General features: G+C 64.1%; 12 protein-coding genes. 8 read left to right on the top strand and 4 right to left on the bottom strand.

Annotated elements, in window-relative coordinates:
- Positions 1 to 79: 79 nt before the first annotated feature.
- Positions 80 to 4,333, top strand: a complete 4,254-nt coding sequence (gene rpoC, locus LZC95_38815) for a DNA-directed RNA polymerase subunit beta' (GenBank protein ID WXA92396.1) — start codon at positions 80 to 82, stop codon at positions 4,331 to 4,333.
- Between the two features lie 200 nt (positions 4,334 to 4,533).
- On the opposite strand, the gene LZC95_38810 is transcribed toward rpoC, so the two are convergent.
- Together LZC95_38810 and LZC95_38805 are read right to left on the bottom strand one after the other, a co-directional pair.
- Positions 4,534 to 6,702, bottom strand: a complete 2,169-nt coding sequence (locus tag LZC95_38810; GenBank protein WXA92395.1) for a hypothetical protein — start codon at positions 6,700 to 6,702, stop codon at positions 4,534 to 4,536.
- A 120-nt stretch (positions 6,703 to 6,822) separates the two neighbouring features.
- Positions 6,823 to 7,365: a hypothetical protein gene (locus LZC95_38805; GenBank protein ID WXA92394.1), complete on the bottom strand. Its 543-nt coding sequence runs from the start codon at positions 7,363 to 7,365 to the stop codon at positions 6,823 to 6,825.
- A 129-nt stretch (positions 7,366 to 7,494) separates the two neighbouring features.
- On the opposite strand from LZC95_38805, the gene LZC95_38800 reads away from it, so the two are divergent.
- Positions 7,495 to 9,033, top strand: a complete 1,539-nt coding sequence (locus LZC95_38800; GenBank protein WXA92393.1) for a PilT/PilU family type 4a pilus ATPase — start codon at positions 7,495 to 7,497, stop codon at positions 9,031 to 9,033.
- A 5-nt stretch (positions 9,034 to 9,038) separates the two neighbouring features.
- Here the strand turns inward: LZC95_38800 and LZC95_38795 are convergent, their stop codons facing one another.
- Together LZC95_38795 and LZC95_38790 are read right to left on the bottom strand one after the other, a co-directional pair.
- The gene (locus LZC95_38795; GenBank protein ID WXA92392.1) at positions 9,039 to 9,719 is read right to left on the bottom strand and encodes a hypothetical protein; all 681 of its coding nucleotides are present in this window, start codon (positions 9,717 to 9,719) and stop codon (positions 9,039 to 9,041) included.
- Between the two features lie 78 nt (positions 9,720 to 9,797).
- A complete protein-coding gene (locus tag LZC95_38790; GenBank protein ID WXA92391.1) occupies positions 9,798 to 10,715 on the bottom strand; it encodes an N-acyl homoserine lactonase family protein in 918 nt (305 codons plus the stop codon).
- A gap of 201 nt (positions 10,716 to 10,916) precedes the next feature.
- On the opposite strand from LZC95_38790, the gene LZC95_38785 reads away from it, so the two are divergent.
- The 6 genes from LZC95_38785 (at position 10,917) to LZC95_38760 (ending at position 17,221) form a co-directional block, all read left to right on the top strand.
- Positions 10,917 to 11,474: a hypothetical protein gene (locus LZC95_38785; protein WXA92390.1), complete on the top strand. Its 558-nt coding sequence runs from the start codon at positions 10,917 to 10,919 to the stop codon at positions 11,472 to 11,474.
- A 5-nt stretch (positions 11,475 to 11,479) separates the two neighbouring features.
- On the top strand, positions 11,480 to 13,264 hold the full coding sequence (locus LZC95_38780) for an OmpA family protein (protein ID WXB00254.1): 1,785 nt from the start codon (positions 11,480 to 11,482) through the stop codon (positions 13,262 to 13,264).
- On the top strand, positions 13,264 to 13,800 hold the full coding sequence (locus LZC95_38775) for a GTP-binding protein (GenBank protein WXA92389.1): 537 nt from the start codon (positions 13,264 to 13,266) through the stop codon (positions 13,798 to 13,800). Before LZC95_38780 ends, LZC95_38775 begins: the two co-directional genes overlap by 1 nt.
- The gene (locus LZC95_38770; GenBank protein ID WXA92388.1) at positions 13,797 to 14,924 is read left to right on the top strand and encodes a HAMP domain-containing histidine kinase; all 1,128 of its coding nucleotides are present in this window, start codon (positions 13,797 to 13,799) and stop codon (positions 14,922 to 14,924) included. The genes LZC95_38775 and LZC95_38770 overlap by 4 nt, the downstream gene beginning before the upstream one ends.
- A 113-nt stretch (positions 14,925 to 15,037) precedes the next feature.
- On the top strand, positions 15,038 to 16,498 hold the full coding sequence (locus LZC95_38765; GenBank protein WXA92387.1) for an amidohydrolase: 1,461 nt from the start codon (positions 15,038 to 15,040) through the stop codon (positions 16,496 to 16,498).
- A 57-nt stretch (positions 16,499 to 16,555) separates the two neighbouring features.
- Entirely contained in the window at positions 16,556 to 17,221 is a 666-nt protein-coding gene (locus LZC95_38760) for a thioredoxin family protein (GenBank protein ID WXA92386.1), read from the top strand.

The following is a 17,221-nucleotide window of genomic DNA, read 5'->3' as shown; positions in this document are numbered from 1 at the left end:
CGTCCTTGGCGGTTTGCCCGCTTCAGGCCCCAAAAGTTTTCAGGCGAATCAGCAGGTTTTAGAAAAGGACAGGAACCCGATGCGCGACATTTTCAGCTTCTTCGAGAAGCCCAAGGATCCGCTTTCGTTCAGCGCGATTCGTATTTCGCTCGCGTCGCCCGAGAAGATTCGTGAGTGGTCGCACGGCGAGGTCAAGAAGCCGGAGACGATCAACTACCGCACGTTCAAGCCGGAACGAGATGGTCTCTTCTGCGCGAAGATCTTTGGACCGGTGAAGGACTACGAGTGCAACTGCGGCAAGTACAAGCGCATGAAGCACCGTGGCATCGTCTGCGAGAAGTGCGGTGTCGAGGTCATTCAGAGCAAGGTGCGCCGTGAGCGGCTTGGTCACATCAACCTGGCCACGCCGGTTGCGCACATCTGGTTCTTGAAGAGCTTGCCGAGCCGTATCGGCAACATGCTCGACATCACGCTGAAGGATCTCGAGAAGGTCCTCTACTGCGAGGCGTACATCGTCATCGATCCGAAGGAGACCGGCCTGGCGCGCGGCGACCTTCTGAGCGAAGAGCGATACCTCCAGCTGCTCGAGGAGTACGGCGACGACAAGTTCGCGGCCGGCATGGGCGGCGAGGCCGTGCTCGAGATGCTCAAGCAGGTCGACGTGCACAAGCTCTCCGAGGAGCTGCGCCAGGAGATGCGCGCGGCGACGAGCGAGGCGAAGCGCAAGAAGATCGTGAAGCGCCTGAAGGTGTGCGAGGCGTTCCGCGAGAGCGGCAACCGTCCGGAGTGGATGATGCTGACGGTGATCCCGGTTCTTCCGCCGGATCTGCGTCCGCTCGTTCCCCTCGACGGCGGCCGTTTCGCGACCAGCGACTTGAACGACCTTTACCGCCGCGTCATCAACCGCAACAACCGTCTGAAGCGCCTCCTGGAGCTCAACGCCCCGGAGATCATCATCCGCAACGAGCGGCGCATGCTGCAAGAAGCGGTGGACGCGCTCTTCGACAACGGCCGTCGCGGCAAGACCATCACGGGTCCGAACAAGCGCCCCCTCAAGTCCCTCAGCGACATGCTCAAGGGCAAGCAGGGCCGCTTCCGTCAGAACCTGCTCGGCAAGCGCGTCGACTACTCGGGTCGTTCGGTCATCGTCGTCGGTCCGCAACTGAAGCTGCACCAGTGCGGTCTGCCGAACAAGATGGCCCTCGAGCTCTTCAAGCCGTTCATCTACAACAAGCTGGAAGAGCGCGGGTACGTCAACACCATCAAGAGCGCCAAGAAGATGGTCGAGAAGGAGCGTCCCGAGGTTTGGGACATCCTGGAAGAGGTCATCAGCGAGCACCCGGTTCTCCTGAACCGCGCTCCGACCTTGCACCGCCTCGGCATCCAGGCCTTCGAGCCGGTCCTCATCGAGGGCAAGGCCATCCAGCTTCACCCGCTGGTGTGCGCGGCGTTCAACGCCGACTTCGACGGCGACCAGATGGCCGTCCACGTGCCGCTCTCGGTCGAAGCGCAGATGGAAGCGCGCGTGCTCATGATGAGCACGAACAACATTCTGTCGCCCGCCAACGGCAAGCCGATCATCAACCCGACGCAGGACATCGTGCTCGGGCTGTACTACGCGACCCGCGAGAAGAAGTTCGCCAAGGGCAGCTACCGTGAGGGTGGCCTCAAGCTCGACAAGAAGGAAGAGCACTTCGAAGGCTGGCTGCGAGGCGTGTACTCGTCGCCGGAAGAAGTGCGCATGGCGTACGACAACGACGAGGTCACCATCCACACGGGCATCCGCGTCCGCGTGATCGACCCCGAGACCAACCAGCGCCGCGTGGTGAACACCACGGTCGGCCGCTGCCTCATCTCGGAGATCCTCCCCGAGGGTCTGAGCTTCGACCTGGTCAACAAGACGCTCGACAAGAAGGCCCTCTCGGCCCTCATCGACGCGTGCTACCGCAAGCACCGCAACAAGGCGACGGTTCTTCTGGCCGACCGTCTGCGTTCGCTCGGCTTCGAGCACGCGACCCGCGCCGGCGTGTCGATCTGCATGGATCACATGACCATCCCCGCCGCCAAGCAAGTGCTCCTCGGCGAGGCGCAGGACGAAGTGCAGCGCGTCATCGATCAGTACCAAGAGGGTCTGATCACCGACGGTGAGCGCTACAACAAGATCGTCGACATCTGGGCGGGCGTGGCCGACAAGGTCACCCAAGTCATGATGCAGGAGATCGGCAAAGAGAAGGTCACCGACCCCGAGACGGGGAAGGAGAGCATCGAGCCGAGCTTCAACCCGATTTACATCATGGCCGACTCGGGTGCCCGCGGTTCGACCCAGCAGATTCGCCAGCTCGCCGCCATGCGCGGTCTCATGGCCAAGCCCTCGGGCGAGATCATCGAGACGCCGATCACGGCGAACTTCCGCGAAGGACTCAGCGTGCTCCAGTACTTCGTCTCGACGCACGGTGCGCGTAAGGGTCTCGCGGACACGGCGCTCAAGACGGCCAACTCGGGTTACCTCACGCGCCGTCTCGTCGACGTTGCGCAGGACGCGATCATCGCGGACTTCGACTGCGGCACGCTGGATGGTATCCGCGTGACGAAGCTCGAGGACGCGGGCGAGGTCATTCAGCCGCTGGGCGACCGCATCCTCGGTCGCGTGGCCCTGGAAGACATCGTCGACCCGCTCACCGGCGAGGTCCTCGTTCCGCAGAACACGGAGCTCGACGAGCCCACCGTGGTCTCCATCGAGGAAGCGGGCATCGAGGAAGTGGTCATCCGCTCGGTGCTCACCTGCCAGAGCAAGCGCGGCGTGTGCGCCAAGTGCTACGGGCGTGACCTCGCCCGCGGCTACAAGGTCAACATCGGCGAGGCGGTGGGTATCATCGCGTCGCAGTCGATCGGCGAGCCCGGTACGCAGCTCACGATGCGCACGTTCCACATCGGTGGTGCGGCCGCCCGCGGCAAGATCGAGCAGAGCTCGGTCGAGGCGCGCAGCGAAGGCTTCGCGCGCATCCGCAACGCGAACCTGGCGAAGAAGCACGATGGCGTGGTGACGGTCATGAACCGCCACGGCGAAATCGTGGTCGTCGACGACACGGGCCGCGAGCGCGAGCACCATCGCTTGGTGTACGGCGCCGTCCTCAAGGTCAACGAGGGCGACAAGGTCAAGGCGGGTCAGCTGCTCGCCGAGTGGGACGCGTTCGCCATGCCGATCCTCACCGAGCGCTCCGGCGTGGTGAAGTTCGGCGACATCGTCGAAGGCGTCACGATGGTGGAGAAGCTCGACGAGGTCACCGGCCTCTCGCGTAAGGTCATCATCGAGTCGCGCGCAGCGGATCTCCGTCCGCGCGTTACCATCAAGGACCCGAAGACGGGTGAGACGCTCAAGCTGCCGAACAGCACGCTCGAAGCGCGTTACCTGCTCCCGGTCGGCGCGAACATCGTCGTCCAGGACGGCGACATCATCGACGCGGGCGAAGTTCTCGCGAAGATCCCGCGCGAAACCACGAAGACGCAGGACATCACGGGTGGTCTCCCCCGCGTGGCCGAGCTCTTCGAGGCGCGTAAGCCGAAGGACCACGCGATCATCGCGGAAGTCGACGGCGAGGTGTCGTTCGGCAAGGACACCAAGGGCAAGCGCAAGGTCCTCATCACGCCGTTCGATCAGAACGGCGCACCGCAGACGGATCAATCGCGCGAGTACCTCATCGCGAAGGGCAAGCACATCCAGGTTCAGCCGGGCGACCGCGTTCGCGCGGGCGAGCCTCTGATGGATGGCCCGGCGAACCCGCACGACATCCTTCGCGTCAAAGGCGAGAAGGAGCTGGCGGCGTACCTGGTCAACGAGATCCAGCAGGTTTACCGCCTGCAGGGCGTTGCCATCAACGACAAGCACATCGAGGTCATCGTTCGTCAGATGATGCGCCGCGTCCGTATCAAGGATGTGGGCGATACGAACTTCCTCATCGACGAGCAGATCGAGAAGCACATCTTCGAGCGCGAGAATCAGCGGGTCATCGAGCGTGGCGGTCGTCCCGCCATCGCCGAGCCGCTGCTCCTCGGCATCACCAAGGCGTCGCTTTCGACGGAGTCGTTCATCAGCGCGAGCTCCTTCCAAGAGACGACCAAGGTGCTCACCGAGGCGGCCATCTCCGGCAAGACCGACCATCTGCGCGGTCTCAAGGAGAACGTCATCATGGGCCGCCTGATCCCGGCCGGTACGGGCCTCCCCGCGTACAAGCAGCTCCACGTCATCGTGGAGGGCGAGGCCGAGCACCGCGCTCCGCCCGCCGCCCCGCCGCGCCCCGTGGCGGAGCCGCTGTCCGCCGTGAACGAGGAATAGCTGTAAGCTTCAGCTAAACGCGAAAAGGCGCGGACCCACTGGGTTCGCGCCTTTTTCGTATTTGGGGGCTCTAACTGGTGCGCCGGCAGCTCTATGGAGCGCCGGCATCTTGCCGGCGGTCCGCCACCTTCCAGGTGGCTCGGCGATCGCGGCGCCGGCTGGAAGCCGGCTAACCGCCGGCAGGATGCCGGCGCTCCATGCTATCTTTGCCGTAGTGCCAGGCTCGCGGTTCCATCCGCTTGTGAGACGGTCACGCTGAACGACTTGCTCGCCGCGTCCCATGTGACGGGGCCTACGGCTCCAACCGAGGCCACTGCCGTTGGTGGCGCGGGGGCGTAGCCGCGCAAGGTCACGGGGCCTTCGCCCGGGGCGAACACGAGATCCACGGCGAGCACCCCATCGTCGGAGACGCGTGTGACCCGCTTCTTCCCGAGCGACACGTACTTGCCGGCGTCGCCCACCAGCGCGATGCCCGACGGGCCCACCGGCACCACGATGTAATAACTGCGCGGGCCGTCGCCGCTGAAGCTGAGGTCCTCGGTGAACGCGGCGCTTGCGTCCTGCACTTGGCCCTTTCCGCGGAACCAGTTGTAGACGAAGACGCTTCCGGTGTGGCCCAGGGCGGCGGGCGTGAGGGTGAGCGGCCGATTCCCGCCCACCTGCGTGTAGGCCCACACGTACGACGCCCGCATCGCGGGGGCGCCTCCAAAATCGGTGTAGGTTGCAGCCACCGAGGGCGCGTCGGAGCGTTTCGCGCTGTTGACGAAGGTCGAATCCAGTGGAACCAGCGGCGCGTCCGGCTTCACGATGACACCGTCGCTGCGAATGGCTCGGCGGAGGTTGGCCACGTCGGCGGTGCCGATGGCATCGCCGACGCCGAGCATGCCCGCCGAGAGGGTGGCCATCATCAGATTGTTCTCCTCGCTGCTCATGAACACGTCCGTCCATGGCCATATGCCGAGCGCGCTCACGAGGCGGAAGCCGTACAGCGCATCGGCCCATTTCTCACGGCTGAATCGGTCCCCGCTCACGCGCGATGTGACCAGATTGTCGTATTTCGTGCCCTGCAAAACGTGCCGCGGGAGCTGCAAACAGTACTGCATCGTGATGCCCTTGGCAGCCATGGCGTGCGCCATGTTGTCCATGAAGGCGTCCTGGTCGTGCAAATTGTCCGTTCGTGGCAGTGCCTGGATATTGAGCCAATCCTGCTCGTAAACGTCGACCCCGCGCGCGGACAAATATTCCGCCATCGCTTTCCAGAATGCGGGGTCCGTCGAAACGTTGTTGGACATGCTGTATTGCTGGCGATACGGACTCGCCGGATCGATCCAGCGCGAGTGCGTGATGAACGGCACCCCCAACGCAGCCCGAAACGGCCCTAAATCATTGGGGAACAGCGTTTTGTCGGCCACGTACTCGTAGAAGCCGCCCGATTTGTCCCGCCAATCCACATTCGGACCTTTCGGGTACCACCAGCTATCGAGTTGCATGTAGGCGAGTGGAATGCCCTGCTGTTCGAAATGGTCCCTTACGGAGAGGAGCGTGCCCTCGTACCCCTTTGCGGTATCGTAATTGTAATAATAGGTCGCGCCATTGTCGGTCCAATAGCCCAAGCGCTCCAGCGAGGGGACGGAGTCGCTCGTCGGCAGGCTCTTTCCCGACCAGCGCGTGAGTGCTCGCCCCCACGTCTCGTAGGCGGCATTGATGCCCGGTTGCGCCACGAGAATCGTTTGAAACGAAAATCCCGACGGGATGGTGGTGACGGTAGGGTCTACGCCCGCGGTGAGGCTTCCGCCCGAGAGCTGCGTCGATGCATTCATGAAGTGATTCGCCGCAGAGAGCACGAACGCATTGGCATCGTCGTCGAAGAAGACCCACGGACTGTCCGCGCCGAACTCGGTGAACGAATGACGCGAGAACTTCCCATTGTACGAAAGGTGATTCGGCAGATTTGGAAATTTCGTGAGCCTCGGAAACGATGTTTCGTTCGGAGATTCCGTCCGATATTCGACATTGAAGAGAACCACCGGCACATCGTCGTAGGCGCGAATGGACGCGCTCTTCAGCCCGTGCTCGGCGTACGAAAAGCCGAGTTCCGTGTAGCTGCCCAGTGAATCGATGCCTTTGATACCGGTGTCAATTCGGAACGGGCGAACGCCAAGACTGCCCCCGAAGGTCCATCCCGGCCGGCGAAACGTCACGAGGTATTCGCCGCGGCTCGACATCGAGATCGTCGTCAGTGCACTCTCGACTTGGCCGTCGGCCAACGATGCACTGGCCCCGCCACCGGTGCCCGAGCCATCGTCGACGCAGGCCGTCAGAGAAAAGGCCGTGGCCATGCCCATCGTCATCTTGTGAAGGATACGCATACTGCCGATTGTGGCCGACGTCCCGCCCCGGTCAATTCGCCCGCGCCGCCATATTTCGGTATGCGCGATGTCGAAGTGCGTTGTTCACGCCATGAAGGATAACTCGCGCTAATGGCATATTCAGAATGTGCCTGCGGCGCCGATGGTGAAGCCTCCCTGGGTTGGGGCCACGCCCATGGAGAAGCTCGAGAAGCGCGGTTTGGTCTGTTTCGCAAACGTGGTTGCGTCGATGATGGAGGCGATGCTGGCACCGCCGGCGACACCGACGAGCCCGCAGACGATGATGGCGAGGCCGCTCCAATCGCCCCCTCCCGAGGTGGCGGCGCCGATGCCGGCACCGATCAGGCCTCCCACGGCAGGAATACCAAGGCGCACTGCCACGGAGGGGCCTACGGCTTGGGGGTGGCCATTGAGAACGTGAATCAAGGGACCGCCGACCAGGTAGGTCCCAGCACCGAGCGTGGCGAGGACCACGTTCTCGCTGTGGGCGGCCCCGATGATGAGTGCGGTGCTGGCGGCATCGGAAAGAAAGGTTTGATAGCCGTACCAGCGCACCTCCGTCGCCGGTTCCTTGGATTTTGGCTCGGTAGCGTCGGCAGCGGAGGCGGTGGAGGAGAGTCCGAGAAGGAGCGCAACGGCCGCAGCGGTGACGATGTTTCGCATGGGCTTCTTCGTAAAAGCCGCAGCCTTCCCGGACAAATGACGCTGCCTGACATCGGTTCCCCACAAATGACGGCGGCTCACGTTGCCGCGGGAAGGGCGGGCCGCCGTCGGTTGTCGTAGAACGGACCGATGGCACGGATCGATAGCATTCTCGCTGTGGTGATTCAGCAGGGAGCGAATGAGCTGCGCGTAGGCACGGATCGCGAGCCGAAGATGCTCGCGTACGGTGCGTCCAAGCGCTTTCACATGGTGCCCACCTCGGAGCAGGAGCTGCGCGAGCTTCTCGGCGAGATTCTCTCCGAGGAGCGAAGCGAGACTCTGCGAAGTGCGCGCCGGCTCGACGTCTCGTACGAGGCGGGGGAGCTCGGGCGCTTTCGCGTCACCTTCACCGGGCGGCAAGACGGCGGGTTCGACGCGGTTTTTCTGCGCGATCGCAGCCGCCCAGCACCCGCGCCGGCGCCCGCTCCGGCCGTGGCACCGCCGCGTGAGATCCCCGTCGTACGCGAGCGCGACACGCCCGCGCCCGACATGGCCCCAATCGCGGGGCCCGTCGAAGCACCGCCACGCCTGTCCGTCGTGCGTACCGCCGCTCCCACGGCGACGCGTGGTGCCTTGCCCTGCGAGACGTTGCTCGCGCGCGCGCTCGGAATGCGCGCCAGCGACCTGCACCTCGTCGACGCGGACGTCCCCGTGGTCCGTGTCGATGGCCAGCTGCATCGCTTGGAAGACGAAGGCATCGAGGACGTCGGCACCCGCCTTGGCCTCGATGCGAATGCGCTTGCCGCCATCGACTCGGGGCGCTCGCTCGATTTTGCGCTCCAAACGACGGAGGGCTCCCGCGTGCGCGTCAATGTCTACCGCACCTCGGAGGGCACCGCAGCCGCCCTTCGCTTTCTCGCGCGCAGTGCACCGGCGCTCTCGTCGCTCGGTTTTCCGCTGCCCATCGACGACCTCGTGGATGGCAATCACGGTCTCGTCTTGGTTTGCGGTGCCACGGGCTCCGGCAAATCGACGACCCTGGCCGCATTGGCGCAGGCAGCGCTCACGCGTCGTTCCATCGTGCTGCTCACGCTCGAGGATCCCATCGAGTACGCGCTGGTGGCGGGCTCCCGGGCGCTCGTGCGGCAGCGGCAGATCGGGCGCGACGTGGCCGACTTCGCAAGTGGTCTACGCGATGCACTGCGCGAGGATCCCGACGTGCTCGTCCTCGGGGAAATGCGCGATCCCGAGACCATTTCCCTCGCGCTCACCGCCGCGGAGACCGGTCACCTCGTGCTCACCACGCTTCACTGCGGCGGTGCCGCGTCGGCCGTCCAGCGCATCGTGGACGCGTACCCCGCGGAACGGCAGCTCCAAGTGCGCACGCAGTTGGCCGACGTGCTTCGCGGCGCCATCGCCCAGCGCCTCGTTCCGCGCGCACGCGGAGCCGGCGGGCGCGTACTCGCGGCCGAAGTTCTCCGCGCCACGCACGCGGTCACGAACATGATCCGCGAGGGCAAGACGGCACAAATGGCCAGCGTGCTCCACTCGGGACGGCGCGAAGGCATGATCGCGCTCGAGCGCCATCTGGCCGATCTCGTGCGAAACGGCGAGATCCGCGGTGAAGACGCACGCGCCGTCGCCGGGGATCCCGATTCGCTCGCGATGTTCCTACGCAGCGCTTCCTAGCGGGATCACGCCGCGCTTTCGACCAGCCCGAACGCCGCCACGCCATGGCGTCGAAGCTCGCGTTTCAGCCATTCGAACCTCGCCGGTGTTCCGAGGACGCGCGCCAGAAAATCCGCAGACCACTCGTCGAAGGTGCGCGCGCCGCACTTGGAAAAATCGCCGCCTTCACCCGCCAGCACACGGCGCCATTCGGCGGCAATGCGCAGGAACGCCGCCGTGGCGACCAGCTCCTCGCCGTCGAGCCGCGCGATATTCCCATCGGCCAAGGCCGCCGCGGAGCTGGTCGGAAACGCCGCATAGGGCGCACGCCCTTCATTGACGAACACGCGAAGCGCCTCGAGATGAATGAAGATGCTCGCACCTTCGGCCGCACGAACCAGCGCCTGGAGCCATTCGGCGAAGGGATCGTCGTTCGCCGTGTTCGCCGTTTTTACGGGGTCGACGACCTCGATCAAGAGCTCGATTGTCTCGAGCTCCACGGTCTCGGGCTCGCGCCCTTCTTCCACCATCGCTACCGGGGCATCGATCCACGTCGCATCGTCGCCGGCGAGCACCACGACGTCGGGGGACGAGTCGCTCTCCACCAAATGATTTTCCAGCGCGGTGGCAAAGTCGAAGGCTCCATCGAAGGCATCCTCATCATCGAAAAAATCCGCTGAGGAAGCACGAGGTACTTGAGTCGTCATGGGAGCGAATCATTCGGTATCGGCGCGGCTCGGGCCAAAAAAGTGGACCGCTGCCGCGCCGCTACCGGCGGCCCCGAGCTACTCGTAAAAGCCGGGCGCGTGGCGCAACGTCGCGCTCTGCTCGTAATCGTGCTGAATCCAAAGAGTCGCGTGGTTCGCCTGCAGGAACTGCTCGGTCTCCTGCATCGTCTTGACGCTGCGCTCCTTATCGAAGTTCCACGCGGGCACGCCGCGCGCTTTCCAATTGTCGGTGAAGTGCACCAAGTCGCCCGAGAGCAGAATATTTCCCGTCTTGGGGAGCTTCACGAACAACGCCTGGTGCCCCGGCGTGTGCCCGAGCGCGCGCTTGATCACCACCGAGCCGTCGCCGAAGACGTCGAGATCACCCTCGAGCTTCTTCACGGGGTTCGATTTGAGCGTCGGATACTGCGCCGGATCGTTTCCGAATTTGAGCGAGTCGGGGCCGAGCACCGACTCGTACTCCTCTTTCTGCACGAGCAGCGTAGAGCGCGGGAACAGGCCGACGTTGCCGCGGTGATCCTGGTGCATGTGCGAGATGCCCAGGTAGTTCACCGAATCGGGGGCCACGCCGATGGCCTGGTACTGCGAGGCGAGCGTCTTCTTTACGCGAAGGGTGAAGACCTTCATCGCCGGGATGCCTTCCGGTTTGGTCACCAGCTCGTCCGGCAGGCCGGTATCCCAAGCCAAGGTGCCCTTGGGGTGAACGATGAGGTAGCACGAACCGATCAGGTGGCGTTTGACGCCGGGGGTGTTCAGGTTCGCGTGGAAGATGGCATCGTCTGCGACATCGATGTCGCCGCACTCGAACACGTAGAGGCGGAGTCCCTTTTCGGTGGAGGCAGCGGCGGGGGCGGCTTCGGCTTTGCTGGCCGAAGTTTCAGGCGTTTGGGCGGGTTTCTCCGTCGCGCAGCCGACCCCCATCAAGGAGAGGGCGAGCGTGCCGGTGAGCGCGGTGGTGCGAAACGTCGTTTTCATGTGGGTCAAGACGATGTGTCGCGCGCCACATTTGGCAAGAGCCGCACGGGGCGTTGTGCCACACACGTGCGGAGGTGCCACGGAACCGTCTCGCCCGCTTGAGGCGATTTTTTGCGCCAATTGTGAAGAATGGGCAGCATTCCATCAGCCCGACCTTGCGGCCGAGGTTCGCATCGTTCTTGCGATCGGCCCAGGACCAACATGGCTGTAGCAAATGGAACAACGAGCGATCGGGACGGCAACGGACGGCTTCAGGGGCAGGTGAATCAAAGCCTCGAACAAGTCCGCGAAATACTCTTCGGCGCTCCCTTTAGGGACTTGGAACGAAAGCTTTTGCGCGTGGACTCGCACCTCGCCAGTGAGGCGGAGGAATTGCGCAAGGAAATGAGGCGCCGATTGGGCGTTCTCGAGACGCACGTGCAGCGTGAGTCCGAGGCGCTGGCCGCGCGCTTCGAGGCGGAGCGCACGGCGCACGCCGAGGCACTCGCGGCGGTGAACCGCGATGCGCGCGATACCGTGGTGGCGCTCGAGCAGCGCGTGACCCGGTTGGAGGAGGCGCTTGCGCGTGCGCAGCGCGAGATGCGGCAATTGATTCTCGATCAGGCCAAATCGTTTCTCGACGAGACACGACAGGCCCGCGACGAAATGGCTGCGAAATGGGAGCGTGAGTTTGCGGCGGTCACCGAACCGGCCGATGCGGATATGGGTGGTGAGCGGTACGTTCGCGCCGAGGCGCGCGCGCAGACTCCGGATCATTGAAGAGCGTGCAGGAGCAAAAGCGAACCAGCCAGGTCGTGCCCGCGCGGCGTTTGCGTCGCTTTGCGAACGACCGCGAGGACCTGGAGGATCTGCGACGGATCCTCATGGGCCCCGAACGCGAGCGCCTTGCGAAGCTCGAGGGCCATATGTCGCCCGACGCCTTGGGGAAAGCTCTCCCCGAGGCGGCGGTGGCGAGCCAAAAGCAGGGCGAAGATCTGGCCTGGGCGCTGCGCCCCACGGTAATGGCGGCCATCCGTGATGCGGTGAAGACCGAGCCGCAGATATTCATCGACGCGCTGGTGCCCGTGATGGGACCGGCGATTCGCAAAGCAGTGACGCACGCATTGCGTTCGTTGCTGCAGCAACTCAATGAGACGCTCGCGCACGGTCTATCGCTGCGCGGTTTGAGGTGGCGCGTCGAGGCGGCGCGTACCGGGCGCCCATTCGCGGAAATCGTGGTGCTGCGAAGTTTGCTCTACCGCGTGGAGCAAGTCTTCCTGGTGCACCGCGAGAGCGGTCTGGTGTTGCACCATTTGGTCGCACCGGGCAGTCCGCCGCAAGATCCCGATCAAGTGGCGGCGATGCTGAGTGCCATCGACGCGTTCGTGCACGACGCTTTCCGCGAGGAGGCGCGCCTGGCGCGCTTCCACGTGGGCGAGTTGGTGGGTTGGGTGGAGCACGGCCCGCTGGCGGTGCTCGTTGCCGTGGTGCGCGGGACGGCGCCCGACCATTACGGGGATGTGATGCGCGAGGTGCAGGAGCGCGTCCATCTGCAGTTCCGGACGGATCTTTCGTCATTTCGCGGCGAGGTGGAGCTCTTCGAGCAGACCGAGTCGCTGCTTCAGCAATGCCTGCAGAGCGAGATGCGCCCCGCCGCGAACCCGGGGCGCTCGCGGGTGTATTCGCTCGCGGCGCTGGCCTGCGTGGCGGTGGTTCTGGCGCTGGGCATCGCGTGGAAGGCGCATGCGAACCACGTCGAAGAAGCGCGCTTCCAGAGTGTGACGAGCACCCTGCGGCGGGAGCCCGGGCTCATGCTGACCGACGCACGCCGAGATGGGAAGCATTACGCCTTTGCGGGTCTGCGCGATCCATTGGCGCCGGAGCCTGCGTCGCTCGTGGCACCTTTGGGCGTGAAGGCGGGCGATGCATCATTCGACTTCGGCTCTTTCTATTCGCTGGACCCGCGTTTGACGGAGCGCCGCGCCCTTCGCGTGCTGCGGCCTCCCGAGGGCGTGACCCTCGAGGTGGATGGCGAGACGCTCGTTGCGCGGGGAAGTGCGCCGCGCGCATGGATTGACACGGCACGCGTGCTCGCACTGGCGCTGCCTGCCGTATCGCGTTTCGATACGAGTGCGCTGCGCAATACGGATGCGGAGCGCGATTTGGAGGCTGCGAGCGGGACGCTGGCGTCGTCGATGGTGCTCTTTCCCCTGGGCTCGGCGGAAATTCGCGCCGAGCAGCGTGGTGCCCTCGATTACGTGGCGCGGGCGGCCACGAAGTTGTTCGCGGTGGCGCGTGAAACGGGAAAGACCGTGGACTTGGTGGTAACGGGGCACACCGATGCGCGAGGCGCGGAGGGACTCAATCAGTCGCTCAGTTCGGAGCGCGCGGAGCGTGTCGTGCGTGAGTTCGTCGCATTGGGGGTCCCCGCCGAGAACATTCGCACCGTTGGGGCAGGAGTGACCATGGTTCCCGATGCGGAGGCGTGCGCTCCGCCCGCCGGTGCCGTGGGAACGTACCGCGGGGCGTCGTGCGCGCGTCGCGTCGATTTTCGAGTCGAGCTTCGCTGATGGCGACGAAGAAAAAGAAGATTTGCATGCTGGGCGCCACCGGCGTCGGCAAAACGAGCCTCGTCGCACGCTTCGTGCACAGCATTTTTTCGGATGCATACCGCACCACCGTGGGGGTTACGATCGACAAGGCGCACGTACGCGTGGACAGCCACGAGGTAGACCTCGTCATGTGGGATCTGAGCGGCGAAGACGAATTTCAAAGTGTGCAACTCGCATATCTGCGCGGCGCAGCGGGATATCTGTTGGTCGCCGATGGAACACGCCGCGAAACGGTGACGACCGCGTTGTCGCTGCAAGAGGCGGCCGTTCGTGTCGTGGGCAACATTCCTCTCGTGCTCGTGTTGAACAAAGCGGATGTCGAGGCCTCGTGGGATATCGACGAGGACATGGAAAAGCAGCTTCGCGAGAAAAAGTGGAAGCTGGTGAGGACCAGCGCAAAGACCGGCGACGGCGTCGAGGGTGCCTTTTCGGCATTGACCCGCGCGATGCTCACGGTGGACGGCCTCGTCGTGGACAGTGAGGACCGAAGATGATCGAAGGCGCGGGGATTCTGACGGCGCTCGATATGTTGGTACTCGAACGTCACGAAGGTCCGTGGTTCGCGCCGCGCGGCGAGCTGCCATCGTGGTGCGATTCGTTGGGCAAAGGCACCATCGTGCGCGACGTTCCATTTCTCGCGTCCGATGTGTTTCCGTTCTTTGCGCTCTTCATCGCGGATGCCGAAGCTACGTGGGCGGGGCAGGGGTCGGCGAGGCTGGACTCGGGTGGCTTTACACAGATTGTCGATGGCGGCTCCGAGCTGCATTTGGTGGCCACGGCGCTGCGGGTGCGGGAAGCCGACAAGGCGACGTCGCTGCTGGTGGTGGCCGAGAACGAGCGCATCTTCCGCGAAGAGCGGACGATGCTGCAGCGCGCGCGTGAATTGCGCTTTGCACACGACGCCCTTTCGCGCGAGGTGGAGCAGAAGGAGGTGCTGGCCCACTGCATCGTGCACGACCTGCGCAATCCTTTGAGCAGCATTCTCGGGGCGCTGGCCTTGCTGGAGAAGCAGTCACTGCCCCCGGCCGATTCGAAATTGGTCGAGGTGGCATTGCGGGCGGCGAACCGCCAGGACGAGCTCATTCGCGAGATCCTCGCGGTGTTCGCCGCCGAGCACGATACCGCAGCCTCCGCGGGCGAGGCTCCGCGCGCCGACGTGTGTGCCGTCGTTCTGCAGATTGCCAATGTATTGTCGCCCAAAGCACGCGCCCGCCGCGTCGAGCTTTTGCCGCGCATTCATATCGCGCATGGCGACACGCTGGTGGCCGGCGACGAACTGCGGCTATTTCGAGTCATTGGCAACTTGGTGCAGAATGCACTGAAATATAGCCCCGCCGATGCAGTAGTTCGCATCACCGTCGATGACGATCAGGAGGGCTTCATCCTGGTGGGCGTCGAAGACTCGGGAAGTGGGGTGCCTTCGGCATTGCTGCCACACCTGTTTCGCAAATTCGCGCGCGCCGGCGACGGCACGCCGGGCACTGGCCTGGGGCTCTATTTCTGTCGGATTACCATCGAGCGCTGGGGCGGGACCATCGGCTACGAGCCTCGCCCCGAGGGGGGCTCGCGCTTTTGGTTCCGGCTGCCGAAACGGCGCGGCATCGCGCGACCCACCTGAGAAGCCGTTCGCCGCTTTTCCGGGCCGTTCGCCGGCAAGCTGCGGCCGTCCATCGACGGGCGTTGGAAATGTCGAGCGGGGTGCCTCATCTCTCTGCGTGAGGAGGTGAGTGCGTGGGAAAGAAATCCTTGCCGGATGAGGAACTGCGTCTGCCGATCAAACTCGATTCGACGTCGAATGGCGAATACGAACCGCAGCCGCTGACCGAGCGTCTCCAATGGGTGAACCGAACCGCTCTCCAACGCGCCGACGAGACGTCGCGCCGCCTTGGTATGAGCCGGCGCGCGTTTTTGCGGTCAAGCTGCGGGGCGGCGACCGTGCTGCTGACGCTGAACGAGGTGACGGCGTGCGGGGGCCGCTATGCCCTTCCCGAGGAAGCGCAAACGGAGCCCGAAGCCGCCAGTGCGCTCGAGGGGCGTGAGTTCCTTTTCGATGTTCAAACGCACCATGTCTCGATCGATCGGCCTTGGTGGCAGACGAGCCGTCCGACCCTTGCCAATTTTCTTCTCACCACACCGCAGGCGAAGTGCGGGCGCTCGAATCAGCTCGAGTGCTTCGACCGCGACATTTTTCTCAAAGAGGTTTTTCTCGACAGTGATACCCAAGTTGCGGTCCTGAGCGCTCTTTGGGGCACGGACGATATCGCGGGAATTCATATCGACGAAGCCGCTCTCACGCGGGAGCGTGTCGCCCGGATGGAGGGCTCGCCGCGGCTACGCATTCACGGTACGGTGCTGCCCAAGGACGAAACGCACGAGCAGATCCGCGATCGCATGCACGCTCTGGTCGACCGATGGAAGATCGATGCGTTCAAGCTATTTCCGATATGGTCGTCCGACGGAAAGGGCTACCGGCTCGACGATCCCGCGACGGGGCTCTTCACGATTCGTGAGGGATTGCGCACCGGTGTCAAAATTTTTGCGGTACACAAAGGATTGCCACTGGCAGGGATCCCCAACGCGTACACCGGCTGCGCAGACGTGGGACCGGCCGCCAAGGCAGCGCCGGAGGCGACATTTCTCATTTATCATTCGGGCTACGAGCCGTCGCTCCGCGAGGGGCCGTACAATCCACGCGCCGAAAAGGGCGTCGACGCATTGATTCGCAGCCTCGAGGAGAACGGAATTGGCAAACGAGGTAATGTCTACGCGGAGCTCGGCGGCGTCTGGCGCGAGACCATGAAGGATCCCGAGCAGGCAGCCCACGTGTTGGGAAAGCTTCTCAAGCACCTGGGAGAGGATCGCATCCTCTGGGGAACGGATGCCATTTGGTACGGCTCGCCGCAGGATCAGATTCAGGCATTTCGCGCGTTCGAGATCACTCCGGAATTCCAGGAGCGTTACGGCTATCCGGCCCTCACGCGCCGAATCAAGCGGAAGATCTTGGGCCTCAACGGAGCCCGCGTCTACGGGCTGGACCCCGACGAAGTGCAAACGGCGCATCGCAACGACGCCGTGACCCGCGAGCGCGAAGAATACAAGAACGACCCGCAGCCATCTTTCCAGACCTACGGGCCGCGCACGAAGCGTGAGCTGCTTGGCTTGGTGCGCGACCGCGGTTCGGGGGACATCTGAGGAGCGAGGTCGATGGTTATTCGTTCGAATTGAATTCTATTGGAAGCGGAGAGTCGTATGAATGCTATTTCGATGTGTGCCGTCGTCTTTGGGGGGCTTTTGGTCGCTGGTTGCGAGCGCGGGACCCCGCCCGAAGGCGCGGCGTTTACCACCACCACGGCTGCCACGGGCAGCGGCCAAGCGGTGGCCGAGGTGGGAAGACCCGCGCCCGATTTCTCGTTGCGAGACCTCGATGGCAAGGTGATGAACCTCCGCGATTACCGCGGCAAGACGGTCGTACTCGAATGGTTCAATCCAGAGTGCCCCTTCGTTCGTGCATCGCACACCAAGGCATCCCTGAAGTCGTTTCCGTCGGCCCAGATTGCGAAGGGGGTCGTCTGGCTTGCGGTCAACTCGAGCGCCCCCGGCAACAACGGACACGGTGCCGCGAAGACCGCCGAGGCCAGAAAGCGTTACGGTATGACCTACCCCGTGCTGCTCGATGAATCCGGTGAAACGGGAAAGCGCTACGGTGCGACCAATACACCGCACATGTTCGTGATCGACCGGCAAGGAGTGCTCGTTTACAAAGGCGCCATCGACAACTCGCCCGATGGTGAGGGCGAGTCGCCCGAGGGTGGAAAGCTGGTCAACTACGTCGAAGCTGCCCTCGACGCACTGGCTGCGGGTCGGCCGATCGCGGTGAAGAGCACCAAGGCCTATGGCTGCGGGGTGAAGTACTGA

The sequence above is a fragment of the Sorangiineae bacterium MSr12523 genome (genome assembly GCA_037157775.1).
GTDB classification, from domain to species: Bacteria; Myxococcota_A; Polyangia; order Polyangiales; family Polyangiaceae; genus Pendulispora; species Pendulispora brunnea.
The sequence above is the reverse complement of the archived record's forward strand: the minus strand, read 5'-3'. Positions and strand labels throughout refer to the sequence as shown.